This is a genomic window from Paraburkholderia tuberum STM678 (assembly GCF_902833905.1).
GTDB lineage: Bacteria > Pseudomonadota > Gammaproteobacteria > Burkholderiales > Burkholderiaceae > Paraburkholderia > Paraburkholderia tuberum.
Window position 1 is genome coordinate 45,386 of the sequence record NZ_CADFGP010000040.1, and the last position, 26,729, is coordinate 72,114.

Annotated in this window: 21 protein-coding genes and 7 pseudogenes; 23 read left to right on the forward strand and 5 right to left on the reverse strand. The window is 61.2% G+C overall.

What is annotated here, in order from left to right:
• The first annotated feature begins 29 nt into the window (after positions 1 to 29).
• From HWY30_RS28640 to HWY30_RS28705, 15 genes and pseudogenes are all read left to right on the forward strand, one after another.
• Complete coding sequence (locus HWY30_RS28640; RefSeq protein WP_090812557.1) at positions 30 to 320, forward strand: UxaA family hydrolase; 291 nt, start codon at positions 30 to 32, stop codon at positions 318 to 320.
• Positions 321 to 324: 4 nt separating this feature from the next.
• Positions 325 to 1,479 carry a UxaA family hydrolase gene (locus HWY30_RS28645; protein ID WP_090812558.1) on the forward strand — a complete coding sequence of 385 codons (1,155 nt, stop codon included), beginning with the start codon at positions 325 to 327 and terminating at the stop codon, positions 1,477 to 1,479.
• Positions 1,480 to 1,489: 10 nt separating this feature from the next.
• Positions 1,490 to 2,182 (forward strand): GntR family transcriptional regulator, encoded by a 693-nt coding sequence (locus HWY30_RS28650; protein WP_090812559.1) that lies wholly within the window; start codon positions 1,490 to 1,492, stop codon positions 2,180 to 2,182.
• A gap of 8 nt (positions 2,183 to 2,190) precedes the next feature.
• Positions 2,191 to 3,264 (forward strand): Ldh family oxidoreductase, encoded by a 1,074-nt coding sequence (locus HWY30_RS28655; RefSeq protein WP_090812560.1) that lies wholly within the window; start codon positions 2,191 to 2,193, stop codon positions 3,262 to 3,264.
• Positions 3,265 to 3,330: 66 nt separating this feature from the next.
• Positions 3,331 to 6,912 (forward strand): indolepyruvate ferredoxin oxidoreductase family protein, encoded by a 3,582-nt coding sequence (locus tag HWY30_RS28660; RefSeq protein ID WP_090812561.1) that lies wholly within the window; start codon positions 3,331 to 3,333, stop codon positions 6,910 to 6,912.
• 200 nt (positions 6,913 to 7,112) lie between these two features.
• Positions 7,113 to 8,435 (forward strand): MFS transporter, encoded by a 1,323-nt coding sequence (locus tag HWY30_RS28665; RefSeq protein WP_090812562.1) that lies wholly within the window; start codon positions 7,113 to 7,115, stop codon positions 8,433 to 8,435.
• 479 nt (positions 8,436 to 8,914) lie between these two features.
• The gene (locus tag HWY30_RS43095) at positions 8,915 to 9,502 is read left to right on the forward strand and encodes a hypothetical protein (protein ID WP_244145045.1); all 588 of its coding nucleotides are present in this window, start codon (positions 8,915 to 8,917) and stop codon (positions 9,500 to 9,502) included.
• Positions 9,503 to 9,531: 29 nt separating this feature from the next.
• Entirely contained in the window at positions 9,532 to 10,290 is a 759-nt protein-coding gene (locus HWY30_RS28675; RefSeq protein WP_090812563.1) for a DUF3422 domain-containing protein, read from the forward strand.
• Between the two features lie 22 nt (positions 10,291 to 10,312).
• Positions 10,313 to 11,395 carry an IS630 family transposase gene (locus HWY30_RS28680; RefSeq protein ID WP_090812564.1) on the forward strand — a complete coding sequence of 361 codons (1,083 nt, stop codon included), beginning with the start codon at positions 10,313 to 10,315 and terminating at the stop codon, positions 11,393 to 11,395.
• A gap of 13 nt (positions 11,396 to 11,408) precedes the next feature.
• Complete coding sequence (locus HWY30_RS28685) at positions 11,409 to 11,708, forward strand: hypothetical protein (RefSeq protein ID WP_090812565.1); 300 nt, start codon at positions 11,409 to 11,411, stop codon at positions 11,706 to 11,708.
• 18 nt (positions 11,709 to 11,726) lie between these two features.
• A pseudogene (locus tag HWY30_RS28690) lies at positions 11,727 to 12,293 on the forward strand (DUF3422 family protein); the annotation flags it as partial.
• Positions 12,294 to 12,676: 383 nt separating this feature from the next.
• A pseudogene (locus tag HWY30_RS41925) lies at positions 12,677 to 12,945 on the forward strand (IS110 family transposase); the annotation flags it as partial.
• 61 nt (positions 12,946 to 13,006) lie between these two features.
• A pseudogene (locus HWY30_RS28695) lies at positions 13,007 to 13,150 on the forward strand (IS6 family transposase); the annotation flags it as partial.
• 124 nt (positions 13,151 to 13,274) lie between these two features.
• Positions 13,275 to 14,102 (forward strand): annotated as a pseudogene (locus HWY30_RS28700) (IS110 family RNA-guided transposase); the annotation flags it as partial.
• A gap of 801 nt (positions 14,103 to 14,903) precedes the next feature.
• Positions 14,904 to 15,491 (forward strand): annotated as a pseudogene (locus HWY30_RS28705) (IS21 family transposase); the annotation flags it as partial.
• Here HWY30_RS28705 and HWY30_RS41930 read toward each other — a convergent pair.
• Both HWY30_RS41930 and HWY30_RS28710 read right to left on the reverse strand, forming a co-directional pair.
• Positions 15,492 to 15,713: pseudogene (locus tag HWY30_RS41930) on the reverse strand (IS110 family transposase); the annotation flags it as partial.
• Positions 15,714 to 15,937: 224 nt separating this feature from the next.
• Complete coding sequence (locus HWY30_RS28710; RefSeq protein WP_090812293.1) at positions 15,938 to 16,573, reverse strand: TetR/AcrR family transcriptional regulator; 636 nt, start codon at positions 16,571 to 16,573, stop codon at positions 15,938 to 15,940.
• A 93-nt stretch (positions 16,574 to 16,666) separates the two neighbouring features.
• Between HWY30_RS28710 and HWY30_RS28715 the strand changes: the two genes are divergently transcribed.
• Both HWY30_RS28715 and HWY30_RS28720 read left to right on the forward strand, forming a co-directional pair.
• The gene (locus tag HWY30_RS28715; RefSeq protein ID WP_090812294.1) at positions 16,667 to 17,440 is read left to right on the forward strand and encodes an SDR family oxidoreductase; all 774 of its coding nucleotides are present in this window, start codon (positions 16,667 to 16,669) and stop codon (positions 17,438 to 17,440) included.
• A 722-nt stretch (positions 17,441 to 18,162) separates the two neighbouring features.
• Positions 18,163 to 18,435, forward strand: coding sequence for a hypothetical protein (locus HWY30_RS28720; RefSeq protein ID WP_167368816.1), 273 nt, complete (start codon positions 18,163 to 18,165; stop codon positions 18,433 to 18,435).
• Between the two features lie 243 nt (positions 18,436 to 18,678).
• On the opposite strand, the gene HWY30_RS28725 is transcribed toward HWY30_RS28720, so the two are convergent.
• Both HWY30_RS28725 and HWY30_RS28730 read right to left on the reverse strand, forming a co-directional pair.
• The gene (locus HWY30_RS28725) at positions 18,679 to 19,515 is read right to left on the reverse strand and encodes an MFS transporter (RefSeq protein ID WP_090812295.1); all 837 of its coding nucleotides are present in this window, start codon (positions 19,513 to 19,515) and stop codon (positions 18,679 to 18,681) included.
• A complete protein-coding gene (locus tag HWY30_RS28730; RefSeq protein WP_090812296.1) occupies positions 19,512 to 20,366 on the reverse strand; it encodes a class I SAM-dependent methyltransferase in 855 nt (284 codons plus the stop codon). The genes HWY30_RS28725 and HWY30_RS28730 overlap by 4 nt, the downstream gene beginning before the upstream one ends.
• Positions 20,367 to 20,498: 132 nt before the next feature.
• On the opposite strand from HWY30_RS28730, the pseudogene HWY30_RS28735 reads away from it, so the two are divergent.
• The 5 genes and pseudogenes from HWY30_RS28735 to HWY30_RS28755 form a co-directional block, all read left to right on the forward strand.
• Positions 20,499 to 21,410 (forward strand): annotated as a pseudogene (locus HWY30_RS28735) (LysR family transcriptional regulator); the annotation flags it as partial.
• A gap of 218 nt (positions 21,411 to 21,628) precedes the next feature.
• Positions 21,629 to 21,829, forward strand: coding sequence for a hypothetical protein (locus HWY30_RS28740; protein ID WP_090812297.1), 201 nt, complete (start codon positions 21,629 to 21,631; stop codon positions 21,827 to 21,829).
• Between the two features lie 42 nt (positions 21,830 to 21,871).
• Positions 21,872 to 22,519 (forward strand): NADPH-dependent F420 reductase, encoded by a 648-nt coding sequence (locus HWY30_RS28745; protein WP_090812298.1) that lies wholly within the window; start codon positions 21,872 to 21,874, stop codon positions 22,517 to 22,519.
• A gap of 75 nt (positions 22,520 to 22,594) precedes the next feature.
• The gene (locus HWY30_RS28750) at positions 22,595 to 22,939 is read left to right on the forward strand and encodes an ester cyclase (RefSeq protein ID WP_244145046.1); all 345 of its coding nucleotides are present in this window, start codon (positions 22,595 to 22,597) and stop codon (positions 22,937 to 22,939) included.
• Between the two features lie 437 nt (positions 22,940 to 23,376).
• Positions 23,377 to 24,081 (forward strand): hypothetical protein, encoded by a 705-nt coding sequence (locus HWY30_RS28755; protein ID WP_090812300.1) that lies wholly within the window; start codon positions 23,377 to 23,379, stop codon positions 24,079 to 24,081.
• A gap of 285 nt (positions 24,082 to 24,366) precedes the next feature.
• Here the strand turns inward: HWY30_RS28755 and HWY30_RS28760 are convergent, their stop codons facing one another.
• Positions 24,367 to 24,660, reverse strand: a complete 294-nt coding sequence (locus tag HWY30_RS28760) for a hypothetical protein (protein WP_090812301.1) — start codon at positions 24,658 to 24,660, stop codon at positions 24,367 to 24,369.
• 573 nt (positions 24,661 to 25,233) lie between these two features.
• Between HWY30_RS28760 and ltrA the strand changes: the two genes are divergently transcribed.
• Positions 25,234 to 26,544 carry a group II intron reverse transcriptase/maturase gene (gene ltrA, locus HWY30_RS28765; RefSeq protein ID WP_244145047.1) on the forward strand — a complete coding sequence of 437 codons (1,311 nt, stop codon included), beginning with the start codon at positions 25,234 to 25,236 and terminating at the stop codon, positions 26,542 to 26,544.
• Positions 26,545 to 26,729: the final 185 nt, after the last annotated feature.

Genomic DNA, 26,729 nt, shown 5'->3' on the forward strand with positions numbered 1-26,729 from the left:
CAATCACACTTCTATATAGGACTTTGATCATGTCTCGCGCCATCGTGCTTAACCGGTCCGACAATGTGGCTACGCTGATCGACTCTGGGCGCGCAGGAGAAGCCTGCACCCTGCAGGGAGAAGCGTCCGGCCACGTCACGCTGCTCCAGGATGTGCCGTTCGGTCACAAGGTCTGTGTCGTCGACACCCCGAACGGCGCCAACGTGCTCAAGTACGGCCAGGTCATCGGCAAGGCCAGCCGTGCGCTGAAGGTAGGTGAACACACCCATGTGCACAACATCGAATCCGCCCGCGGCCGCGGCGATCTGAATAAGGAGTAGGCAGATGATTCAAACTTTTCTTGGCTACCGGCGTGAAAACGGCGCCGTCGGCGTACGCAACTGCGTGGCAGTGATCTCGGTCATGGATAACTGCAATCCGGCCACGCGCGCAATCGCCCAGGCAGTGAACGGATGCATTCCGATCACCACGCTTTTCGTACGCGGGCAGTTCGGTGCGGACCTCGACTTCACTTTCGAATCACTGGCTGGCCTCGGGCGCAATCCCAATATCGCAGCCGTGCTGCTGGTGGGACTGGAACCGTCGTCGACCGAAGAAGTGGCGCGCCGCATCAGGTCCACCGGCAAGCCGGTCGAAGCAGTCCATCTGCAGCCCGATGGCACCATCAACTGCATCGCCGACGGCACCCGGCGGGCCGCGCGGCTCGCGCTGGGCGCATCAAAAGCCAGACGGGAGCCGTGCCCCGTTTCTGAACTGATCATTGGCGTGGAATGCGGCGGGTCGGACACGACTTCGGGGCTGAGCTGCAATCCGACTATCGGCCGCATGGCGGATCATCTGATCGAAGCGGGAGCCACGGTGATCATTTCGGAAACATCGGAATTCATCGGCGCCGACCATCTGTTTGCCGCGCGCGCCATCGACGATTCGGTCAGAAAGGCCTTCGTGGAAGCCGTGCGCAACATGGAGAACGGTGCTATCAGCCGGGGCGTCGACATGCGCGAGGCGCAGCCGTCGCCTGACAACAAGCGCGGCGGCCTGACGACCGTCGAAGAAAAAGCGCTCGGCGCGATGGCCAAGGCCGGCTCGACCCCGCTGGTCGGCGTGCTCGGCTACGGCGAAGCGCCGAAGCGCAAGGGCCTGCACTTTATGGACGCGCCGGCTGCCGCAGTTGAAAACCTGACCGCGATGGCCGCAAGCGGCTGCCAGCTGATCTTCTTTGGCACCGGGGTGGGCAATCCCATCGGCAATACGATCGCGCCGACGGTCAAGGTCTGCGGCAACCTGAATACGGTTCGCACGATGGCCGACAACATCGATTTCGATGTCAGCGCAATTCTCGAAGCCGGAATGAAAATTTCCGCGCTCGGCGATCAGCTCTTTGAATACGCAATGGACGTCGCCTCCGGTACGCAACTCACGAGCGAGGTGTTGAACGTCCGGGAGATTGCGATCAGCCGGTTCGAACGCAGCCTTTGAGGATAGCGAAGTGAGCAAGCTTGCCAGCGTGGCCGACGCCATCATCCGTCACATTGAATCGGGGTCGCTCCGCGCGGGGGACAAGTTGCCCTCCGAGGGAGAACTCGCGGCGAGTCACGGTGTAAGCGTAGGCACCATTCAGAAGGCTCTCGCCCGGCTAGTGCACTCTGGACTGATTACCCGCGAGCAAGGCCGGGGAACGTTTGTCTCGGGCACGCAAGTAGCGCCCGCCGACGTGCGCTACCTGCGCTTTCGCGACGCGGAGAACAAGGAGCTGACGTCCTACGTGCATGCGCGCTCCGTCAAGCGGATGAAGCGCGGCGGACCGTGGTCAGCGTTCCTCGGTGGCGAAGACTTCGTACGCATCGAGCGCACCATCAGCATCGGCGGACGTGTGGATCTCTACAGCGAGTTCTGGCTGCGGGAGGACCACTTTGCGCGACTGGGCGATCTCGATCGCGTTTCGCTCGAGAAGAACCTGCGTGAACTCCTCGGCCAACGGCTCGCGCTGCCCACGCTGCGAGTCGATCAATGGATCCGCTTCGCGGCGCTTCCGGCCGCGGCCGCTCGTGAGCTCCAGTCGAGCACGGACGCACCCGGCTTCATCATGGAGTTGCGCGGGTACACATTGCGCGACCAGCCTCTTTATTACCAGTGCGTCTATTCCGGGCCGTTTTCAGAACGTCTCGTGGTCATGAGTTAGGAAAAGCGATGGCGAATAACCAATGGAATTGTCAGGCACTCGAGGACTGGACAGCGCGGATCTTCGAAGCCTGCAGCATGCCAGCTGACCAGGCGGTCGAAGCCGCCGCGGTGCTGGTGCGCAGCGAACTGCGAGGCTATAAGACACACGGCATGACGCGCATGGCCTCTTATACCGAGCGTCTGCGAGCAGGCGACTTCAACCCACGCCCAGCCATGCGCCACCGCACGTTCCCAGGCGGGATCGTGCTCGATGCAGACGGCGCGATGGGACAACTCGCCGGCCCCTACGCGGTACGACTGGGGATCGAGGCCCTCGCCACCAGCGCATCGGTGCTGATTGCGGTGCAATCGAGCGGCCACCTCGGCGCGCTCGGCATCCACGCCTTGCTCGGCGCCGAGGCGGGTGCATTCAGCATGATCGGCCAACGTACGCCGCCGATCCTCGCGATGGAAGGCTTCCAGCACGCAGCCATCGGCCACAACCCGATCGCCTTCGGTTGTCCTGTGCCTGGCCAGGCTCCGCTCGTTTTCGACATCGCATGCAGCGTCGCCGCGCGCGGACATATTCTGCTCGCCGCACGCGAAGGTAAGCCGATCCCCGCAGGCTGGGCGCTGGACGCGTCGGGTACGCCGACCACCGACGCGGATCGCGCGCTAGGTGGCTCGCTGCTGCCAATGGGCGGACACAAGGGAATCGGCATTGCGATGATGGTGGAATGCCTCGCTGGTGCACTGACCGCCACCGCAGATTCGCTCGGCACCGCAAGAGACGATGTTCAGAAGGCCGGCGCCGCAGGACGACAGGGTGGCTTTCTCTGGATGGTGAAACCCGGCGCATTTGCCACGCAGGGAGTCTTTGACGAATACATGTCGCAATGGACCGGGACCTACCTGAACTCGGGCGGCGACGACGCGAGGTTGCCTGGCCACCGTGGCGACGCAATGGAACGCGAGCGCCGGCAGCGCGGCATCATGCTGCCCCCCGAGATCGCGCAGGAGCTTCGCGCGCTGGGTGAGCAGTTCGGCATCAGCTTCCCGGCATCAACGACACAACCTACTGACACCCGTCGGGATCAATGAATCGCGACGTAAGCGGCCCGGGCACTCTCGCCCGCCGTCCGCTCACCACTTCGGAGTAACCGCTACATGAATGCCCCGCTTTCCGATGCCACCCGCAAGGCTCTCGAAGTCGTCACACTCGACGACAAATACACGCTGGAGACGGGCCACGCGTTCATGAACGGCGTCCAGGCGCTCGTGCGCCTGCCGATGCTGCAGCGCGAACGCGATGCACGCGCGGGACACAATACCGCGGCGTTCATCTCTGGCTACCGGGGCTCGCCGCTCGGCACTTATGACCAGGCACTGTGGCAAGCGAAAAAACATCTCGCTGCTCACCACGTCGTGTTCCAGCCCGGCCTCAACGAGGAACTGGCCGCTACGGCCGTCTGGGGATCGCAGCAGCTTGATTTCGATCCCGCCACCAGGAAGTACGATGGCGTGTTCGGGATCTGGTACGCGAAGGGACCGGGCGTGGACCGCAGCGCGGACGCACTGAAGCACGCCAACCTGGCTGGCACAACGCCGCTGGGCGGTGTGCTCGCGGTGGCCGGTGACGATCATCTGTCCAAGAGCAGCACCCTTGCGCATCAGAGCGACCCGACCCTGATCGCTTGCGGGATGCCGGTCTTCTTTCCGGCGAGTGTTCAGGAGATTCTCGATCTCGGACTTCATGCGTTGGCCATGAGCCGTTATTCCGGTCTATGGGCCGGGATGAAAACGGTTCAGGAGGTGATCGAGGCGGCGTCGTCAGTTGTCGTCGATGCTGGCCGCGTTCCGATTCTGCTGCCCGAAGACTTCCAGATGCCGCCAGGCGGCGTTCATGCCCGTTGGCCGGACGAACCGCTGGTTCAGGAAGCGCGGCTGATGGAGGTCAAGTGGCCGGCCGCGCTGGCCTACATCCGCGCCAACCGCCTCAATCGCAACGTGATCGAGGGGCCGCGGGATCGCTTCGGCATCATCGCGAGCGGCAAGGCCTTCAGTGATACGAGGCAGGCGCTGGCCGACCTGGGTCTCGATGACGCGCTGTGCCGCACCCTCGGCATCCGTCTGCACAAAGTCAGCGTGATCTGGCCGCTGGAGCCAACCGGCGTGCGCGAATTCGCACACGGTCTGCGAGAAATACTGGTTGTCGAGGAAAAGCGCCCGCTGATCGAGCAGCAACTCAAGGACGAGCTCTATCACTGCGCGCCCAACGCTCGACCTCATGTAATTGGTAAATACAACGAACGCGATGGCGAACACTTTGGCGGAGAGTGGAGTCACAGCAACCCTGGCGCGAATTGGCTGCTGCGCGCCAACGCAGACCTCACGCCTGCGCTCATCGCCAAGGCTATTGCCCGTCGCCTGAAGATGCTGGGTGTGCCTGAAGACGTCGCCGCGCGGATGGATGCGCGCATCGCAATCATCGAGGCCAAGGAGCGCGAACTCGTCGCCAACGACGGCAGCGATGGCAATCGCCTGCCATGGTTTTGCCCTGGTTGCCCGCACAACACGAGCACCCAGGTGCCTGACGGCTCGATCGCGATGGCCGGCATCGGCTGTCATGGAATGGCGGTCTGGATGGACCGCTCGACGACCTCCTGGAGCCAGATGGGTGGCGAGGGCGTGCCATGGGTCGGTCAGGCGCCGTTCAGCACGCGCTCGCACATGTTCGCCAATCTCGGCGACGGCACGTATAACCATTCCGGGTCGCTCGCTGTCCGGCAAGCGATCGCTGCGGACATCAACATCACCTACAAGATCCTGTTTAACAGCGCAGTGGCCATGACCGGCGGGCAGCCGGTCGGCGGGCAACTCGACGTGCCGGCCATGACGCGCGAGCTCGCGGCAGAAGGCACGAAGCAGATCGTCGTCGTTACCGATGAGCCGGACAGGTATGAGGGCACGGCGAACCTCGCGCCCGGTGTCACCGTCCGTCACCGCGACGACCTCGATGCCGTGCAACGCGAGCTTCGCGACGTACCGGGCGTCACCGTCATCGTCTACGACCAGGTCTGTGCGACCAAGAAGCGACGCGAGCGCAAGCGCGGCACCATGGCGGACCCGGCGAAGCGTGTGATCATCAACGAGCTCGTGTGCGAGGGCTGCGGGGACTGTTCCGTGCAGAGCAACTGTCTCGCGGTTCAACCCGTGGAAACCGAGTTCGGCCGCAAACGGCGCATCAATCAGGACACCTGCAACAAGGACTTTTCCTGCGTCAAAGGTTTCTGTCCGAGCTTCGTCACGGTCGAGGGCGGGCAGCTCAGAAAGCCTGCGGCGGCGGCCAAGGCGAAGCACACCGACTTCCCGTCGATTCCGGAGCCGGTGTTGCCGACGGCGGATTCGGCGTGGGGCATCGTCGTGGCGGGCGTGGGCGGTACCGGCGTCGTCACCATCGGCCAGGTGCTCGGCATGGCTGCCCACCTGGAAGGCAAGGGCGTCATCACGCAGGATGCCACTGGCATGGCGCAAATGGGCGGCGCCACCTGGAGCCATATCCAGATCGCCCGCGACCCGGAGGCGCTTCACGCAACCAAGGTCGCCGTCGCCATGGCCGATCTGGTGATCGCATGCGATGCGATCGTGGGCGCCAACAAGACGACGCTCGCGACGATGCGCCAGGGTCACACTTTCGTCGCCTTGAACACCCACGGCGTGCCGACGGCGGAAGCGATCCGCAATCCAGACTGGCAGTCTCCGGTCGACCGTTGCATGACCTCCATCTCCGCGGCGGTCGGCGCTGACCACCTTGGCATGTTCGATGCCGAGCAGGTTGCCACCGCGCTACTGGGGCAGTCGATCTACACCAACCTGCTGATGCTCGGCTACGCATGGCAGAAAGGCCGCGTGCCGCTGACGCGTGACGCCCTGATGCGGGCAATCGAATTGAACGCGGTGCAGGTCGAAAACAACAAGGCGGCTTTCGAGTGGGGCCGTCGTTGCGCCCACGATCTGCAGGCTGTGCAAGCGAGCTTTGCGGCCCCGAAGGTGATCGAGTTCGTCAGAAAGCCATCTATCACGGATATGGTTGCCAAGCGCGTTGAGTTCCTCACTGCTTACCAGAATCGTGCCTACGCCAGTCGATACAGTTCGTTCGTCGAGAAGGTTCGCGCTGCCGAAGCTCCGCTTGCCAGCACCCAACTCACCGAGGCGGTCGCGCGTTATCTGTTCAAACTGATGGCTTACAAGGACGAATACGAAGTAGCGCGGCTGCAAACCGCGCCGGAATTTACCGCCAAAATTGCGGCGATGTTTGAAGGGGATTACAAACTTGTTCATCATCTGGCGCCGCCTTTGCTGGCCAAACACAACGAAAAGGGCGAACTCGTCAAGCAGGCCTTTGGCCCGTGGATGCGCCGCGCTTTTCGCGGACTCGCCAGGCTCAAAGGCCTGCGCGGTACCGGGCTGGATCCGTTCGGCTACACCGACGAACGCAGGACGGAGCGTGCATTGATTGGCGAATACCGCGCCTGTATCGAAGAACTTCTCACGGCGCTCTCGACCCACAACCTCACGTTGGCGCTGGAGATCGCGCGCCTGCCTGAAGAGATTCGCGGCTACGGCCATGTCAAGGCACGTAACCTGGCCGCGGTGCGGACAAAGTGGGATCGCTTGATGGCGCGCTGGCGTGTTGGCGAAACCGCCGGCGCCGAGCTTGAGCGAACGCTCAACCTGAGCGCGACGTAGCAGGACAGATGTGATGCGCGCCGCCAACCCGGCAGGGTGCATCGTGTGCGAACGCGCCGAGGCGGCTGCCGCGCGATCACAGTGCCGATCATGAATTTGATGACCGCCGTTACCTAGCCCGAGCTGCGAACCGCACACAACCGTGCGGATCATGCAGCAACAGTCAGAACGAGCATCGAGCTCGTCACAATGGAGACATCATGTACAACGATTCAGCCAAAAGAGCACCGCTTCTCGCCATGGCCAGCGACGCACCGCCACGCAAGGCATTGTCCAACGCGTGGGCCATCACTGCGATCACCATAGGCAGCGGCCTGGAGTTATACGACTCCGTGGTCTACAACTTCTTCGCGACCCTGATCGGCCCACTCTTCTTCCCAGTCGGCAATGCGTTCGGACAGACGCTTCTGTCCTTCGCAACCTTCGGCATCGGCTATGTGATGCGGCCCCTCGGCGGCTTGGTGTTTGGCCGCTACGCCGACCGCGTCGGCCGCAAGCCAGCGGTGATCCTCACGTTGTGGCTGATGGGGTTGAGCGCAATGATCCTCGTGCTGGCGCCTTCCTATGCCCAGATCGGCCTGATGGCACCGGTGCTGGTTGTCCTCGCCAGGCTGCTTCAGGGCTTCGCGATCGGCGGCGAAATGGGACCCGCCAGCGCCATGCTGCTCGAGTATGCCGACGAGCATTCGCGCGGCTTCTACACCAGCTGGCAACCGTTCAGTCAGGGTCTCGCCGCGGTGCTCGCTGCGCTGGTCGCGCTGACGCTGAGCAATCTGCTGAACCCGAGCGCCCTGAGCGGCTGGGGCTGGCGCATCGCCTTCGTCATCGGCATCATGGTGATTCCGGTCAGCATGATAATCCGGCGGCGTCTGGAAGAGACCTTGACGCCTGCGCATGCGAAAGCGGCGACGGCAGGCGGAGCCAGGCAGCTGCTGAAAGAGCACTGGGCCAAGCTGGTGGCCAGCGTTCTGGTCATGATCGGTCTTGCATCGGCCGTGCATATCGTCGTCTTCTATCTTCCCAACTACGCAGTCATCCAGCTGCATATGCCCCTCTCGCAGACGATCTGGGCCGGCTTCGTCGGGTCACTGATCCTCGCCGCGTTGTCACCCTTCTCCGGCTGGCTCAGTGATCGGATCGGCCGACGCAAGGTTGTGTTCTGGTCCCGGGTGGCACTGGTCGCCATGATCTACCCCGCTTTCGTGCTGCTTAACGCGCAACCGACCCTCGTGCGTCTGCTCATCGTGGCCGCCTGCCTCGCAGTGCCAATGGCGATGACTTCGGCCGCTACGCTCGTGCTGGTCAGCGAAGTGCTGCCCCAGAGGCTGCGCGCCACAGGCGTGGCGGTCAGCTACTACGGGGCTGTCGTGATCTTCGGCAGTTTCTCGCAGTTCTTTTCGACCATACTTATCCATCTGACCGCCAATGCCAACGCACCCGCCTTCTACGTGATCGGCTGTGGCCTGGTCTCACTTCTCGGGCTGGCGATGGTGCCGGAAACGCTGGGCAAACGGCTATCGTAATTCAGAGGACGGTGATCAGTTGCGCCGCGCGCCCGCGGTGCACTGATCCTTTCGGTTTTAGCTGAGCGTGCGTGACATCGAGGAGCGGCCGTTTGGGCCTGGCGTGGTGAGGAACCGATGCTTCAGCGTGCCGAAGAACTACCTGACGATGCGACGTCGCGAACCGACCGGTCTCGCGACGACCCGTCAGAGCTGGAACCGCGCCACGAATTGACCCGCTGCGCGGCCTGCTGCCTGAGGCTCTCGGCCTGCGCACTGCTTTCGACCAGTGCGGCATTCTGCTTCATCGTCTGAACCATCTGACCGACAGCTTCACCCACCTGCTCGACGCCGGTTCCTGATTCGGATGGGCGTGTGTGCGACCGAAAAGCCTTCAGTTGCAAAGATTCGTGAGTCGGTGATCATCAGCGACTTCCGGCGATGGTTGCAAATGCACCGACGCTTCGACTCTATCCTCCCCAACCAGGACAGTACAGATCATGAGAGAAAAGCCGCATCCGATCATCATTACCGGTACATCGCGTGGCACTGGCGCCGCATTGACGCGAGCATTACTCAAGCCGGGGAACCGCCTGATATGCGTATCCCGTAGCCGCAATCTCGATCTGGAGGCAACTGCAGCCGCCAGCGGCCGGCTGGGGTCGGGCCTGCTTTTCGACCGTATCCACGCCGGTGCTGTCGTGTTCGTGTTCTTCGTCGCGGGTGCCGCTGGGGTATTCCTACTGCATTCCGCACGGGACTATCGCGAACTTCTTCTGGCCGCTACGCTAGTCGGCCTCACCATCGGCGCGGAAGGAGACTTGATTTCTTACCTGGTGCGATCGCATTTTGGACTTCGCGCGTTTGGCACACTCTACGGCATCGCCTTTTCGGGATACGGGCTCGGCGCCGTAATTGGTCCGGTAGACCTCAGCGCCTGCGTCGATCGCCACGGCAGCTACGATCTTGCTCTCCATGTGATACCGGTTCTGCTGCTGACCGCCTCCGCGCTGACGCTGACACTTGGGCGTTACCGGCGTTCCGGGCCGCTCGATGGGGCAACGCCATCTTTCCTCGGCGGCGCCTGACTGTGCGTCATGCAAGTGGTCTCCCGACGATGGATCACCCCCTGCGCTTGCACCTCGCAAACGAACTACATGCGCGCCCGTTTCTCCGGATTGCCGGATCGGTCGCGCTGACGCACTACGCCATCTACGCCGTTGGCGACACGGCAGTCCATCACTCACTCCTCAAGTCATTGTGCGAACTCACCGGTCTGCCTGAACCCGCGCCGCAGGCCACACACTACAACGAACGGTGGTGCCCCGAACGGCAGTTGAAGTGGGAGCGACATACCGAGTTCTCCACGTTCAGCTTCATCACCCACCGCCACGATGCGGACTACTTCTCGGGGCTCGCGACGGAACACATTCCTTCCGCGTGGTTGCAAACGCTGAGAGGGAAGCGTTTCGTCGCCACTCGCATCGAACTCGTGTCCAGCGAAGAAACCAGTATGGCGGCCGACAACGCGAGCGCGTGGTTCGACGGTTCGTCGATGGTAGGAAGCCAGGTCCTTGGCGGCGCACAGGTGTTCTGCGACTGGACAATACAGGCCGACGGATTCCTGCGTTTCCTTATCGTCGACAAAAGCTTACGCCCGGTACAAAGTGGTCGCCTTGTGCAGCGTCTTTATGAAATCGAAACCTACCGCATGATGGCCTTGCTTGCCTTGCCGGTTGCACGCGAGATGAGCAGGAGTCTGGACGAACTAGAACTATCGCTTGCTTCACTGATGCGGAGCATGGATGAACGGCAGGGCAGACAACATGACGCGGCGCTGCTAGTACAACATCCCGTAAATAGCTTGATTAAATAATTGCCTTGGCTATCATTTCGGGATGAGCCAAGGTCGTCATGCAACGCCAGTGAAGTTGGCGAAGAAAGAACGAGAAGAACTACTGTCGCTGATCGAGCGGAAGACCGCGACTCAGCGAGATGTGATGCGGGCACGCATCGCGCTGTGGGCGCACGAAGGACACGCGAATACGGTGATTGCTCGGGAGCTGCGCATATCGGTGCAGACGGTCTGCACGTGGCGCAAGCGCATCGCACAGCAAGGTGCGCGGGGCCTGCGCGAGGGTGAGCGCAGCGGCCGTCGTCCTCGCATCACGCAAGAAACACGACTGCAGTTGATTGCGTTGGCATGTGAAGCACACGAACCCGAGGGACGCGTTACGCCAACGCTGGACGAGATCGTAGCGCGCGCGATCGAGCGCGGCATTGTCGAACAGATCAGCCGCAGTCATGTGCAGCGCATTTTGCAGGCCGGTGACGTTCGACCGCACCGGGTTAAGCAATGGCTACACAGTCCCGACCCGGCTTTTCGTGAGAAGGTCAATGTGATTTGCAGGTTCTACCGCAAGGTCCCTCGAAACGCGGTGGTACTCAGCATCGACGAGAAGACTGGCATTCAAGCCATCGAACGTAAGCACCCGGGGCGTGCGCCGGCGCCGGGACGGCTGCGTCGTAGGGAGTTTGAATATATTCGCCACGGCACCCAGGCGCTGATTGCTGCGCTGGATGTACATACCGGGCAGGTGCTGGCAGATTGTCGCGAGCGCCGCACCCAGGGCGACCTGGTCGCCTTCATGGAGCGCGTGGCGGTTGCGTACCCGAGCAAGCAGGTGCATGTGATTTGGGACAACCTCAATACGCATCGCGCCCAGGCCGTCTGGCAGGCATTCAATGCACGGCACGACGAGCGGTTTCATTTCCACTTCACCCCGCTGCACGCGAGCTGGGTTAATCAGATCGAACTCTGGTTCGCCCATTACACGCGCCGGGTACTACGCCACGCCAGCCATACCAGCACCGCGCACCTGCGCGAGCGTACCGAGCAGTTTGTCCGCGCGCATAATCAGACAGCACGCCCCTTCAAATGGACTTTCAGGGGCTATCCGCTGCAAACTGGCGCATCGTAATCGAGAGACTGACATGCCAGCCATACCCACTAAACATTACGCGACCGAACTTGAGCGTCAACTGCGCGGGCTGCTCGGCCACGAGCAGATCGTCACACAAGCGTATGGTCGGCACCTGCTGATCAAACGTCTCGATGATGAGGAACCGACGGTTGTGGCGCGCCTCACCGACCTCGGCCGCAATAGTTATAGTGCCGCCTTTCGCAGCCACACGGGCCGATGGGAACCGCTGCCGGGCACGGGTTCGCTCGACGAGATGAGCGAGCTCGTCGTCACGCTCCTGCAGCCTTATTTGCAGCCCGATAATTATTAAAGCTATTTACGGGATGTTGTACTAGCCCAGCTGACTCATCTGGCGGCGCGCACCGCAATCCTGGCCGACGCGGGATCCCGGTTCAGCGCCGCCCGCGCCTACGAAGACCTCGTGAAAGCTCGCATTCACGAGTTGTGTGAGGAGCCTATCGAAGGTATGCCCACGATCGCCGAATTCCTCGAGCGCCGCTTCGGCCCGGCCATGGCAACGTGCAAAGCCGTCTGGCTACGGCATGAGCAGATAGCGGCCCGCGTCGCGAGAGCGGTCGACTTGTTGCACACGCGTGTCAGCATAGCCCAGGAGGCGGATACCGCCCGCCTCCTGAGAGGCATGGATCGGACCGCCCGCAACCAGCTAAGGCTTCAGCATGCCGTCGAGGGCTTGTCTGTTGCGGCCATTTCCTACTATGTTCTGTCGCTGTCCGGAGTCGCACTCAGGTCTGTCCACGCTGCGCACTTCATCGCAGATCCTGATCTCATCGAGGGCCTGCTGATCCTGCCGGTCATCCTGACGGTGATGTGTATCATGCGGCGCACGAGACGATCCCGAAGCAACCAGGCCTGCGCAACCGAACCGGAACATTAACTGCTGCCGCGAGTTTCGGGATCATGCGTTGAATCGGCGCGATAGTCGGTGCAATAATAAAAAGTAACGCCGTATGCCCGTGGACTTGGGACCGGGGTGTCTGACTCATTTAAGGACAATGAACAGGGTTCACGATTATGCTTTGCAGCGCATAAAGCAGAGATTTTTTGGTTGGCGATCGCGGCTGCTGACGCGTGAACAGGCCGGACGGGGCCCTTCCGCGATCAGTGACCAAAAAAAATGTTTGTGCTAAACCGCTCCGCAGGCGCTAGCGTCCATGGGCATTGAATGGGCTCTGATGTGATGGACGACTCCCGCTAAGCGGCGAGAGATTTATGCCAAAGTGGAGAAGTCGTGACGTCCACGGCAAAGGAGCGTTCATCATGAATATAGCGACTGTTGGACTGGATCTGGCCAAGAGCGTGCTGCAGGTTCACGCAGTGGATTCGCAACGCCACATTGTTGTACGCAAACAGCTGAGACGCGCGGATGTACTTCGGTATTTCGCCACGCTTGAACCGTGTGTGATTGGCATGGAAGCATGCGGCTCGTCGCACTACTGGGGCCGGGAGCTCGCAAAGCTCGGACACACCGTCCGACTGATCGCCCCGCAGTTCGTCCGGCCTTAGTAAAGAGCAACAAGACCGATGCGGCGGTTTTGTTGCAGTAAGGGGCCGGGTTAAAATTGGGCAGCAAAATTTCTGAGCTGTCTGATGAAGAAGACGAAGACACCGCGAACCACACTTGCCCCGGGCCTGGCCAAGGTCCTGAAGCGGCTTCATTACCCGCTTGAAGTGATTTTGCTGTGCGTGCGATGGTACGTCGCCTATTCGTTAAGTTTGCGCAATCTCGAGGAATGAAATGAACGCGTCCCACTTCGTGACCGAGTGAGCAAATCAAGGTGGATCCTCACTGGCCAACGGCATCGATGTACCCACGTGGAAAACAGGAAGTTTCCCAAGGCAACCGGAGGATCCAGTCGTGAATCGTACAGCAGTCGGCGTGGACATCGCGAAAAACGTGTTCCAGGTGCATTACATCGATCAGGAAACCGGCGAGATCGTGAACAAGCCGATCAAGCGGGCAAAGTTCCTTGAACATTTCGCGAACCGTGCGCCGTGCCTGATCAGGATAGAAGCGTGTGGTGGTGCGCACCACTGGGCCCGGCAACTGACGAAGATGGGCCACGAGGTGAAGCTGATGCCGGGGGAGTTTGTGAAAGCATTCAATGTCCGCAACAAGAGCGATGCGGCGGACGCCCGGGCGATCTGGCTGGCAGTACAGCAGCCAGGCAAGCCGGTAGCGGTAAAAACTGAGATGCAGCAGGCGATGCTTGGGCTGCACCGGATGAGGCAGCAACTGCTCAAGTTCCGAACGATGCAGACCAATAGCCTGCGAGGACTGCTGACGGAATACGGCGAGGTGATGAGCAAGGGGCGAAGCAAGCTGGACAAGGAGATACCAGTGGTGCTCGAACGGCTCGCTGAGCGTCTGCCTGCTGTGATCATTGACAGGTTTCGCGAGCAGTGGAACGGACTGGCGAAGCTGGACGAACAGGTAGCGCAGATTGAGCGCCGCATGCGCGAGTGGAAGAAGGAAGACAAATCGGTAAAGGCAATTGGCGATATTCCCGGCGTCGGACTGCTGACGGCAACGGCGGCAGTCGCGATGATGGGCGATCCGAAAGCGTTCAGTTCGGCGCGGGAGTTTGCCGCGTGGGTTGGGATCGTACCGAGGCAGACGGGTTCGGGCGGCAAGGTGAATCTGCACGGGATCAGCAAGAGGGGTGACACGTATCAGCGCACGCTGACTGGTCGCTGGAGGAGCGTGAGCAGGCGTCAACTCCGTTACCATCGCCTGGTATGTGAATCCGAAATCAGTAGCTCAAACCCGCCAGTTCTCTCCGGAGCCTGGCGGGTTTCTCTTTGCCTGCGGGGCGCGGGCTACATACAGCGGTGGAGTCGCTCAGCCGTTCCACGACTCGACGTTCAGGACGATCCGTGCGACCGGGTTGGCCTCTGCGGACTGTGGAGCGAACTTGATCTGGGCGAACGTGACGACGCCGAGAGCGACGACCATAAGCGCTCCGGACGCGGCGATGCGGGGAAGGTATTTCACAGAGACCTCATTTTGATGGCTAACCAGGAACCGGCGAAGCTGACAGGCGTGTCGAATCACCTTCAGCGGCATGTCTGTCCGCAACCGGGCAACGCCGGGCACGGTCGTCAGATCGCATTTGCCGATCGGACGGGGTTTGTGCAGTGCACTATAAATGGTTTATTCGCGTGCGCAGTGCGACACCCTGTCGCCAGCGGATTCTTAATTGCTTGAGCGTTTCGTGTATGAAAGATTTCTGTAGGCCGTAACGTGCCGTCATGCTATGTGGGCGATTCTCGCAGGCACGGACGACGTCGAGGTGGCCGCCTCGACAGGCTCCCCGCTGGAGCCCGCATGGTGCGCGACAATTGCGAAGTCCGCTTTTGCGACAACTATGATGGCCGGTGGTGAGGAGTCGAAGGCGGCGTAGCCGCCGCAGACGACGAGCCACCGGCAGCGCCGATTCGGCGGGGGCTTAGGATGGCTGACTGAAGCTAAAAGAACAGTCAACCAATGCCTGGTACTCACATTACCGATCGACAGGTTCATCTCTACATGACCAAGCGCAAAGATCACACCCAGGAAGTTGCCGCCGCGAAAGCGGGTATGAGCGTGCGCACTGCACGTCGCGCGACGAACGCCACTGAGTTGCCCTCGCAGAAGCCAGAACGTCAATGGCGCACGCGCGCCAATCCGTTCGCTGATGTTTGGGATAGCGAAGTCGTGCCATTACTACGCAGTTTCCCGAAACTCAAAGCGGTCACCTTGCTGCGCAAACTGCAGGAAGACCATTCTGGTCGCTTCCCCGACGGAATGCGGCGCACGTTGGAGCGGCATGTCAGCCGGTGGCGTGCGCTGGAAGGGCCCAGCAAGGAAGTGTTCTTCCCCCAGAGGTATCAGCCCGGCGTACGGGGCTTGTCCGACTTCACGCATATGGAGAAACTGGGTGTGACGATCGCCGGCGTCGCGTTCGGACACATGCTCTATCACTTTGTGCTGGCGTTCTCGCGCTGGGAGTACGCCAGCGTCGTTGATAGCGGAGAGAGCTTCCAGGCTCTTGCGGCAGGTTTGCAAAACGCTCTATGGCAGGCGGGGGGCTGCCACCAGTTGCCGGTAAAGGCCGTAGCCACATGGTCCTGCCTCGTAAACAACGCGTACGTGTCGCGCTTTCGATTGAAGACGCTTGCACAGGCGATCGATATCCGTCTTCGTCGTACCGGTCTTGCCGAGCAGTTCGACCTCGCCCGTGCCGAACGCATAGGCGACAGTGATCGAATCCTTGTGAACGTCGAGTCCTACGTACAGCGTGCTATCGTGTTCCATGCTGGCCTCCGTGCGGGAAATCGCCGGGTGTGGCACCGTCCACACCGTGCGGCTCTGGCAGCGATGCTAACCCGCGTTTGATTCCTCACGGCGGGCCAGCCTCTACCTCACGGAAAGTCATAGTGTCTTAACGAAGGCAGTCGTTCGCGTATCGATCTCGCTTGACTCCTTGTGGCCGAGCCCCGGCGGTACAGCCGTGTCGTCTTTGGTGAAAACCAATGCACTTACGGAACCGGGTTCCGGCGATGACCTTGAGGCCAAGGCCATGCTGACAACGCAATATCAGCCAGCCGCTTCAGTGTTGCCCTGCATGCACGGTCACAGGCTTGCGCCGACATGCCTTGCACAACTGCGCAATAAAAGCGTGCGAGAGCTTCGGTGTCGGTCTCAGGGGCAAGCTCGCCCTCGGCGACGGCACGGTCGAGGCGTGCCTTGATGGCCTGTAACCCAAGCTCGCGCCGCGCGGCGACCGTCTGGGCGACAGACTCGCTCTTTTCGGCATGTTGAAGAACAGCAGTCGAAATCATGCAGCCGCGCGGCCTTCCCAGGTCAGTAAAGCGTGCCGCGGCGTCGTGCAGGTAGAACGCTATCGCATCGTAGGCCGGCATCTTCCCCTGCAGCGCTTCCAGACACTGCTTGTTCTCACGCTCGCTGATATGGTCGAGCGCCTGTCTGTAAAGGTCCTCCTTCGAACCGAACGTTGCATAGAGGGACGGCGGCGGAATGCCCATGGCCTGGGTCAGGTCGGCGATCGACGTGCCTTCGTATCCACGCTCCCAGAACAGCCGCGCGGCGACATCGAGCCCCACATCGCGGTCCAGCAACCTCGGTCTGCCACGTTTCCGGGCGGGCTCGCTCATTTTATATCGATTCCTATAAAAATCGTTGACAGGTGTCTTCCGACGTTATTATTATAACGATCACTATTAAATTTAGTCGAAAAGGAGTGGTCGATGTCTGCAAAACTTTCAAGCAAGGTGGCCCTTGTAACAGGAAGCTCGCGTGGTATTGGCCGTGCTGTAGCACTGGCCTTTGGGAGAGAAGGGGCCGCGCTCATCGGTGTGCACTACGCCAGCAACGCGGAAGCTGCTCACACCACCATCCGCGAGATCGAGGCGCTCGGATCAAAAGCCGTCGCCATCAATGCGGACTTGAGTCGCGGGAAAGAAGCAACGGACAGTATCTGGGAGCAGTTCAAGGCAGCCGCGATCGCCGCCACGGGCGAACCTCGGCTTGACATTCTCGTCAACAATGCTGGCGTAGCACCGGCGATTCCCCTGTCTCAGACCAGTGAATCCGCCTTCGACGAGGTCATGACCGTCAACTTCAAGGCACCGTTCTTCCTGATTCAGGCTGTTGCAGATCACATCCGCGACAATGGACGAATCATCAACGTTTCGACGGGCTTTACGCGTGTCGCGGCTCCAACGCATCCTGCCTACGCCGCGTCGAAAGGTGCCCTTGAAACCCTCACACTGGCGCTTGCCCCTGAGTTTGGTTCTCGCGGCATCACGGTGAATACGGTCATGCCGGGCGTGACGGAGACTGACATGAATGCGGCGTGGATAACGGTACCGGAGGCGCGCGCCGGCGCGGAGGCCATGTCGGTGTTCTCGCGAGTGGGTCAACCTGCCGATGTGGCTGACGTCATCGCCTTCCTTGCATCGAATGAGGCACGCTGGACTACGGGACAGGTGATCGACGCGACGGGTGGTGCCCGCCTCTAACCATTGCGTCCGCTAGATATGAAAGGTCGCGCCAGCGCGTAAAGGATGGTGGACGTATGCGTACGTGCACTACTAAACGAGAGAAATGGCGCGACTCGCTCGCGTCTCCAAGCCGCCACCATGGGCGAAGCGTTCTGGTGGTGTGCATGGCCGATGCGAGTCCTATTTCATCTCTAGGCCATCGGCTCGTCACCTGATGGCAAACAGCCGCGTCAACTACAGTTGCTCGGTGGCAATCGAGTGATCCTGTGACCGGAACCGCGCGGGCTGCGGACATTGGCTTCATGCTCGGCACTGTCCGTTTGTGTTTAGGTTTATAGGATGCCTGCCCTGGACCACGGGCATAGACGTACGCCCCAGGCGCATGCGGGCAGGCGTCGTATAAACCTCAAGGGAGGAAACCGCGGAGTGTCCCGGCACGGCCGGAACCTTTAGCGCTATGGGGATTGGAGAGGTAGCACGCGGCGTGGGGCTGACGCAGAGGTCGGACGAAGCGCGTTGATGTGGAGGGGGTGTACATTGGCGAAGCTGCGCGGTGTACGTTTGTAACGGCAGGCAGAACGCGGCACCGGCTGGTCCAGGTCAGGGACGCAAGCGTCCGCTATCGGATCCCTTTGCCGGAGAGCCGACGGTCGGCTTGAATGTCTCGAAACGCTTGTGGTCATGCTGCGGCTCGCTGTACGGGTGGCGCGCGGATGGGTGCGCTGCGCTCGAGGACATCGATGACGATCATCGGTGCACCGCAGTGCCGGCAGATGAAGGTGGGACGCAAAGCGGGAGCGGTGTCGTCGGGTTGCCTCGCCCTTCAGCATGAAAACAGAGTCGGTTTCTTCTCCGGGACCACTACCGTTGGGGCGGAGCCCTATTACCGCGCGAGCGGTTTCGTCCAGTGGCCGGGCCCGGACGGTCGACCTGTGTTGCTGCGGTTGCGCCGCAGCATCGCCGCCAACTTCCGTAGCCGACCCACTGCTGCCGCCCGGGTCGAGGGTGCTTGAACGGCAGTTCGCAATTGCAGCGGCCGTTCGTCGGGTCGCGTCGGACGACGAGTGATCGGTAACGGCGACTTCTCACGCTGACTGCAGGCTGAGTTTGTCTGTTGCAGCCTCTTCCTTCAGAAGGGCATGAACGGGACAAACTAGAGTAATGGCTCAATCGCGTCTACAGGCCGACCTTGATCGTGCGGAATGGAGAGCCTTTCGCAGACGGGGCAGGATCCTCGATAAGGAGCAGGAACGAGATCAGCCCGCGGATCGTCGGAACAGTTGGCGCAGCGACAGCGCGTGCAGCAGAATCGAGCTTGGCACCACGAATGCCGGGGTCAACACATCCGGATAAGCGCCGGCACCGATGCTTGGCACATTCGGAACGATTAGCTGGAACGGACCCGGCGAAGTGATCACCCCCATAGTGACTGCAATTGCGAAATCCGCGAGGCCGAAGATGTTCCAGATGATTGTTGCTTTCCGACCCTCGGCCGTGCCGGTCGCGACGGCGATTGCCGCCGGTACGGCGAACACGCCCGTCAGCACATCGCCGATTCCCGCCGGCAAAGCGAACACGCTGGGCATCTCCCCACGCAGCGAGGCAGCGAGCGCCCAACTGCCGAATACGCGATAGAGCTGAATGGCAACGAGCCAGGTTACCGGCATCGCATCGAGCACCTGACCCACCCGCCTCGACAACAGCAACAGTGGCGCACCGATCAGCACCGGTAGAAAGATCGCCAACGGCAGCAACGGCACCGGTGACGGCGACGTGCTGGTGCGGAAGACGCCATTGATGGCCGCGCTCCAGGCGACAGCGAACCAAAGTGTGTATGGAATCGTGACCGCAAGCCAGGCCGTGCGGCGTTGGCCCGGCGTCAGGTCGGTGCTTTCGAGGCCGAGCCATAAACCGACCGCGATAACTGCGTGGGCCGTCAGCTGGTGTGCGGTGGTTGGAACGCCGCTAGCCGGGATTATCGGCAGCCAGTAGATGAAGTCAGTCCACAGGACCGTCAGCGGTGCGATCCAAAGCAGGCCGCGCCAAGCGGGACGCGGTTGGACGGTACCAACAGGAACAGGGGCGGTGATCATGAGCGGTTCTCCATGTGATTCCGGGGCTTCGTGGAGGCGGCCTCGAATACCGCAGTGAGAATGCCGAGTCGGCCTTCCATGAGATTGCGTCCCAAGTTGGTGAAAAGCTGCGCGAAGTCTGGCCCCAGCACCACACTGAGATTTGGCGAGGGCGGAGGCCCGGATGCACGCCGTTCGGTGATCCAGGACTTTGCGGCCTCGCTGTCGTCTTGCCATACCAGCGTGCGGAAACCTGCTTTTTCGATTGCTTCGTGTGTTGCATCGGCCGTCAGGAGAAAGCTTGTGGCCGGGGTTCGCGCCCACGGAACCGGATAGTGCAGTTTGCTGCCGTTTGCGACGACGTCGAACGTCGCAAATCTGCCGCCCGGCTTCAGGACACGCCGGATCTCTCGGTAAAGCCGCGCGCGATCGGCGATGTTCATCGCCACATGCTGCAGCAACACGACATCAAAACGGCTGTCTTCGAAGGGAAGTTCCAGCGCGCTGGCGGTGCGAAACGACACCTGTTCGCTCTGCCCAGTGCGCTGGGTGAGATAGCGCGCGGCATCCACGAACGGTTCGCTGAGGTCAATACCCGTAACCCTGCAGCCACGGGTTGAAGCCAGAACACGGGCCGGCCCGCCGATGCCCGAACCGACGTCCAGCACCGACGTGTCGGCGGTGATCCCGGCCAATTGGGCAAGCTCGGCAGTGGCAGCGAGCCCACGGGTGTGAAACTGGTCGAGGGCGTCCAGTTGCTGCGGTGTGAGCAGCTGATCCTCCCGTCCAAGGACTGCGAGTGCGGCTTTCAGCCGCTCGGTCAGGCCGGTCGCGCGATAGTGATCGCGCACGCCATCAAGCACATCGTTCATTGCGAGGTTCCTCCACGGTCTCAAGCGGATTGTTCCGGGCTCGCGCGTCGGGATCTGCGCGACGCCTCATCTGCAGGCGTAGGTGTACCATGGCATCTCGCGAGCGACTATTCATCACAATGTTGATGGGCTATGAAGCAGAACTTCACAGTCAGGCAGGGCGCGCTCGATGGCGTGGAGGCGTTCCTCAGCGTTGCCCGGCATCGCAGTTTTCGCCGGGCGGCCGCCGAACTCGGCGTGACGCCGTCGGCCGTCAGCCAGGCAGTGCGCGTACTTGAAGCGCGCATTGGCGCAGCGCTTTTCATACGCACCACGCGCAGTGTGCGTCTGACAGAAGCGGGCGAACGGTTTCGTTCGCGTGCAAAGCCTGCCTTCGAAGAGCTTGTCGCCGCCAGTGAGGTTGCGCGCGGACTCGGCCAGCGGCCCGCCGGATTGTTGCGTCTTTCAGTGCCGCGCGCGGCGGTGCCGATTCTGCTGGAACCCCTGATTGCATCGTTCTGCAAGGCTTATCCCGAGGTCGAAGTGGAGATCGACGCAAGCGAGAAGCTGATCGATCTCGCAGCGGAAGGATTCGACGCCGGCATGCGGCTAGGTCAGTTCGTCGCCGCCAACATGGTCGCGATACCGCTGACGCCTCCGGTTCGTTTCGTCATCATCGGCAGTCCTGCCTACTTCTCAGACCGCAGCCGTCCCGAACGCATCGACGATCTGCGCGAACATGCATGTTTGCGATGGCGGTGCTCCAACGGTGCGCTCGCGCCGTGGTCATTCAACGACAACGGCCGCGCGATCGAGTTCGCCGTGTCGGGCCCGCTCATCGCCCATGATTTTCCTACCATGCTGGGTGCGGCAATCGAAGGTGTAGGCCTTGCCCAGCTACCTGAACCGATGGCCGCCGAACGGCTGAGAGCGGGAAAACTGGTGCAAGTGCTGGAGGCGTTCGCGCCGGTGATACCGGGTGTGTTTCTCTACTATTCAAGCCGTCGGCAGATCATGCCGAAGCTGCGTGCGTTCATCGATCACGTAAAGAACTACTCCGCGGGCCGTGGCAAAGCGCGGGCGCATCATGACTCTGGAAATGCAGGTACTGAAGCCCGACATGAGCGGCTTGCTCGTCGGGACAACCATCTCGGGCGCCGAAGAGATCGCCAGGCTCGCGCCATGGGCGAAGTTGGCCAAGGCCATCCCGCCTTTTGCGGAGCTGATGCATTCGCCCAGCATGCTGATAGGTGGCAACCGCGCGGGCGTGTTCGTGTGCGGCGATGACAGCGATGCGCGGGCCGTGGTCGCAACACTTCGACGCCGAGCCGGTCGATGCGGGACCGCTCGCCCTTGCGCGCTACGCGGAACCGGCGGCCATGCTGCTGGTGCAACTGGCTTACGCACACGGGTTCGGCATCAGGATCGGGCTGTCGTTACTCCACGAGAAAGCGGCGAGCGTGCCTCATGACCCGCGTGCCTGAGTATTGACGTAGGGCTGGCTATGACCAACCGAGGAGGATGAGATGAACGTAGGCGTATTGGGATCAGGTGATGTCGGCCGAGCACTGGGCGCCGGCTTCGTCAAGCATGGCCAGGACACGATGCTGGGCACCCGAGATCCGCACAAGAAGGAGATACAGGACTGGGTCCGCAATACAACCGGAGCCAGGGCCGGGACGTTCGACGAAGCCGCTCGGTTTGGCGAGATCGTCGTGCTAGCCGTGCTCGGCCGCATCGCTGAGAGCGTGATCGAGCTTGCGGGGCCGGAGAATCTCGCCGGCAAGACCGTCATCGATGCAACCAACCCGCTCGCCGACGAGTCGCCGGTCAACGGGGTCCTGAAATATACGACGGGACCGAACGAGTCGCTCGGCGAGAGGATTCAGGCGAAGGTTCACCTCGCCCACGTGGTCAAGGCTTTCAACAGCGTCGGCAACGCGCTCATGGTGAATCCCCATTTTTCTCAAGGCACGCCGACGATGTTTTTGTGCGGCAACAGCGACGATGCGAAGGCCCGGGTTGGCGCAATCGCCCGGCAGTTCGGATGGGAGCCCTACGACTGCGGAAGCATCGTATCGGCACGCGCGATCGAGCCGCTGTGCATGCTGTGGTGCCTGCCGGGATTCCTCAGGAACGACTGGCAGCATGCGTTCAAGATGCTGACGAACTAAGGAGAAGCGATGGAACCGCTTCAAGTACCGCTGAAGGGTGATCCCGGTCTGACGCTGGAAGAGATGAAGCGATTCGTGGCCGATCACTTCGAAGACTTCGTCAACCGGAAGAAACCGGAAGTCGCATCGGCGAACTTCAGCGCGGATTTCCTCGGCCGCGACGAACCGTCGGGTCATCAGGTCGGCCCCGAAGCCGCGATGGCCATGATGAAGGCGGCTTATCAAAAGTGGCCGGACTTGCACGTCACGATCGAAGACATGATTTCCGAAGGTGACAAGGTGATGGTCAGAAACACGTGGCGCGCCACCGACGTTATCTCCGGGAAAAAGATTGAGTTTCACGGCTTTGTCCTGTCGCGGTTTGCGAACCGGAAAATTGTCGAACGATGGGCCACGTTGACGACACCGTGTGAGGCTTGATTCGAGAGCGGAGGACCACGAGCATGAGCGCCCGTTACATCCGCATCGGTGACCAGGGTGTCGGGGCGAGTTCGATCCGGGCGCGGACTGCATACAGGGTCAGCCCGCGCGTAGACGGCAGGCGTCTCCGCTCTACTCAGAACCATAACGTTGAGGAGGCTGTTTTCTGAACACGTGGTCGACCGGAATCCGTTGGAAGTGCCCCCTCAGCGTTTCCGGAAGCGGCGGCCCCGTCACGGTGCCGGTCGGCTCGGCCTCCAATCCGCGAGCGCAGGCCGACAAACTGTAGGTCCCCCGCCGCTGCGAACGGCAGGTGGTCGGTGGTGAACGGACACTCACGAACCGGCCGCGAACGGCCGGTTGTGGCCGAAGTGGTCGCTTGGAATCGTTACAATGGTCCAGATTCACCCCCACCTTAACAGCATCGAGTGCGAGACATGCTGACTTCCTTTTTCTGGAGTGGCGACATCATCCGCAGTCGACGCGTGAGTGACATCGTGCTATCAGGCTCGGTTGACGTGCCCGTGCCCCCTGCACGCCTGCTCGCAGATTGGGAAAGAGAGACATCGTCGCGCCTGGTCCTGGAGCCCGGGGACGTCGAGGCAATGCCTTTGGCGCGAGCGCAGGCGCGCTGGCCGGACTACACGCGCTGTGTGCAGGCAGTGTCCGATTGGACGTGCGCGCTTGGACTTCCTAAGGTGCTCGCCTCCAGTGACGTAGCCCTCATGGCCTGCCGCGGCGCGAAGTACCACCATGACGGTGCGCAATATGGCGGTGCGGCCTTTTGCAATCTCTTCCTGAGCGAGGACAGGGGTCTGGACTTGCATTTTCCCTCTACGGGCCATCGCATTCCCCTAACCCGGGGAACGGCTGTGATATTCGATACTGGTCAGCCTCATGGCGTCATTCAACGCAGCAGCAGCGGTTTTAACGTGGCCGACTTCGCGCCGGACCAGGATTGCATCCAAATATTTCTGACCTGGGAGCTTCCCATCGAAGATGCCCATGTTGGGCACGCCCTCAAGGTTGCCTTCGACATCGCGCCTTCAACCTCGTTGCAACTGGACGCAGAGGAAGTCTGGCTGAACGGCGCACGGGCCATTGTGTGCCCAGATTCTGGTCGTTGGTGCCAGGTTGACTAATCGTCTGCGTGACACCGCGGTGTTGCCATGACAGGCTCAGGTTCAGCGCGATAGCCGCGTGCAGCGTGCGCCGTTTGCGCTAGGGTCAACGATTTCAGGCTTCGCTATCAGACCCGTCACGCAGCGGCACAAAGCCGCAAAGTCAGGCTCCATCTTAAAAGCTTGGCACAATGACCGCTGTTGGCAGCCTGGCGCCTATGCTTGATCGGCGGCGCACGACCCAGATGGAATGGAACACCGCCCTCCCTTCGGGGAGGTGGGCATGATTGAGGGCCTCGGCACACGCTACCGTTCCTGACTTGGTGGTGAGGCAATTTTGCGCCCGTACAAGTCTTCGCCAATCAATCTGTTCGCTTCTCTCAGCAGCTTTTCAAGAGCGTCATACTCGGGACCGACGTCCATCTTCCGTGCCGCAAGGTCCATGCAATTTGACCTTAGCTGCGTGGTCAAATCGCGTAGCGCAGCAATCACTTCGTCGTCACACGCAGACTCTTCCAACGCCTTGCGGCCGATCAAATATGCCTCGCGATACGCCGCAGCACGAACCATCTCTCGTACGCGCTGTGACTTTAAGCTCATGGGTAATCTCTCCTCTGTCGGTTCAAGTCAGCAATTTTCAGCAATTTCGACGGCGACGTCGACCGACCGCACATGGCGTGCGCCGTGTAAAGGCGGCGCTTTCCCAGTGGGTGTAAGCCCCACCCGGCAACCGCTCCAGCCGGAAGCAACCGGAGCAGCTATGGAGGTAACGAAATGGCTGAAGCCTTCGGTGTAGCGTGTCACAAATTAAGGTGACAGCGCGAGTGTGCAGGCCGTAACACGTGTGAACGCCGAGCAAGCCTCGAAAAGGTCGATGCGCAGGCCGACCCGACTGCCATTACGGGGAAGGCTGATACGGCTGGGTGAATGAGCAGGCAGGACGCCCAGTCGCTGCGCCGGGGTAGTGGCGACAGCATGCACACAAGGGAAGCGCACGCAACACGGGAAGCCCTTTGGCGTGGTTAGGGATGATCAACCGGACGCCCGCGAGGGACAGGCCGGGCGCCTTAGGGTGACGGAGAGGCCCGTATTACCGTTGAAGCCGGGTAATGCCGGTGGAGGAAAGGGGCCTCAGTTCAAGACAAACGCAACACGTAGTGAGGGACCTGGAGATTGGGCAACCTATCAACTCCGATCAGTGTTCAGAAGCTGCAGATGGCGTTACACGCGAAAGCGAAGGCAGAAGCCGGGTACCGCTTCTATGCTCTGTACGACAAGATCTATCGTGAGGATTTGCTGGCGCATGCGTACGCCCAGTGTCGCTCGAACAAGGGCGCGCCGGGTGTCGATCGGCAAGACTTCGCGCAGGTCGAGGCGTATGGGGTGTCAAAGTGGCTCGGCGAACTGGCGCTTGCGCTCAGGCAGGAGACTTACCGGCCGGACCCTATCAGAAGAGTGTATATCCCGAAGGCCAATGGCAAGCTGAGGCCACTGGGCATCTCGACCTTGCGAGATCGGGTGTGCATGACAGCAGCGATGCTGGTGCTCGAACCGATCTTCGAAGCTGACCTCCCACCAGAGCAGTACGCTTACCGCCCGGGGCGAAATGCCCAGCAAGCGGTGATCGAGGTGGAAGAGCGGCTGCATAGAGGGCAAACGGACGTCGTAGACGCCGACCTGGCGGACTACTTCGGAAGTATTCCCCACGCCGATTTGATGTTGTCGCTTGCGCGACGCATCGTTGACCGGCGCGTGCTGCATCTGATCAAGATGTGGTTGGAGTGCTCCGTTGAAGAAACCGATAACCGGGGTCGCCAGACACGTACGACCGAGGCCAAGGATAGCAGGCGAGGCATTCCGCAAGGCTCACCCATCTCACCACTACTGGCGAATATTTACATGCGCCGGTTTGTGTTGGCATGGAAGAAGCTCGGGCTTGAGCGAAGTCTTGGCAGTCGAATCGTGACCTACGCGGACGATCTGGTGATCCTGTGCAAGCGGGGCAAAGCTGAAGAAGCGTTGTCGCGACTGCGCGAGATCATGAGCAAGCTGAAGCTGACGGTCAACGAGGAGAAGACACAAATCTGTGCAGTTCCGGAAGGGGAATTCGACTTCCTGGGTTACACGTTTGGGCGGATGTACTCAGCAACGACTGGCCAGGCCCGCATGGGCATGCGTCCGTCGAAGAAGAGTATCCGGCGCATGGTTGAGAAGGTTCATGCGCTGACCGCCGCTTCTATGACGTGGCTGGACACCACGGAGCTGGTTGGCAAGTTGAATCGCATGCTACGCGGCTGGGCGAACTACTTTAAGGTAGGGACGTTCAGACGCGCGTACCGGGCGCTCGACAGCTATACCGCTGCGCGGTTGCGCCGGTGGTTACGGAACAAGCATAAGGTCAGGCGTCGCAGGGGCGGGAGCTATCCACTCCAGCACCTCTACGGGCACTTCGGTCTCGTGCGCCTGACCGGTCCTTGGCTGTAACCTGCCGTGTTCGAAGGCGTGATGTCCTGTCCGAGAGCCGGATGCGGGAAATCTGCATGTCCGGTTCGATGAGCGGGGTGTGGAAACGGAGTTAGGGTGAGGTTACTCGGGCACCGCCAGACGAAAGGGGCGGAGAACAGACAAACCGAACCTACTGCCACCGCGCCACATCTCGACTCTACCGA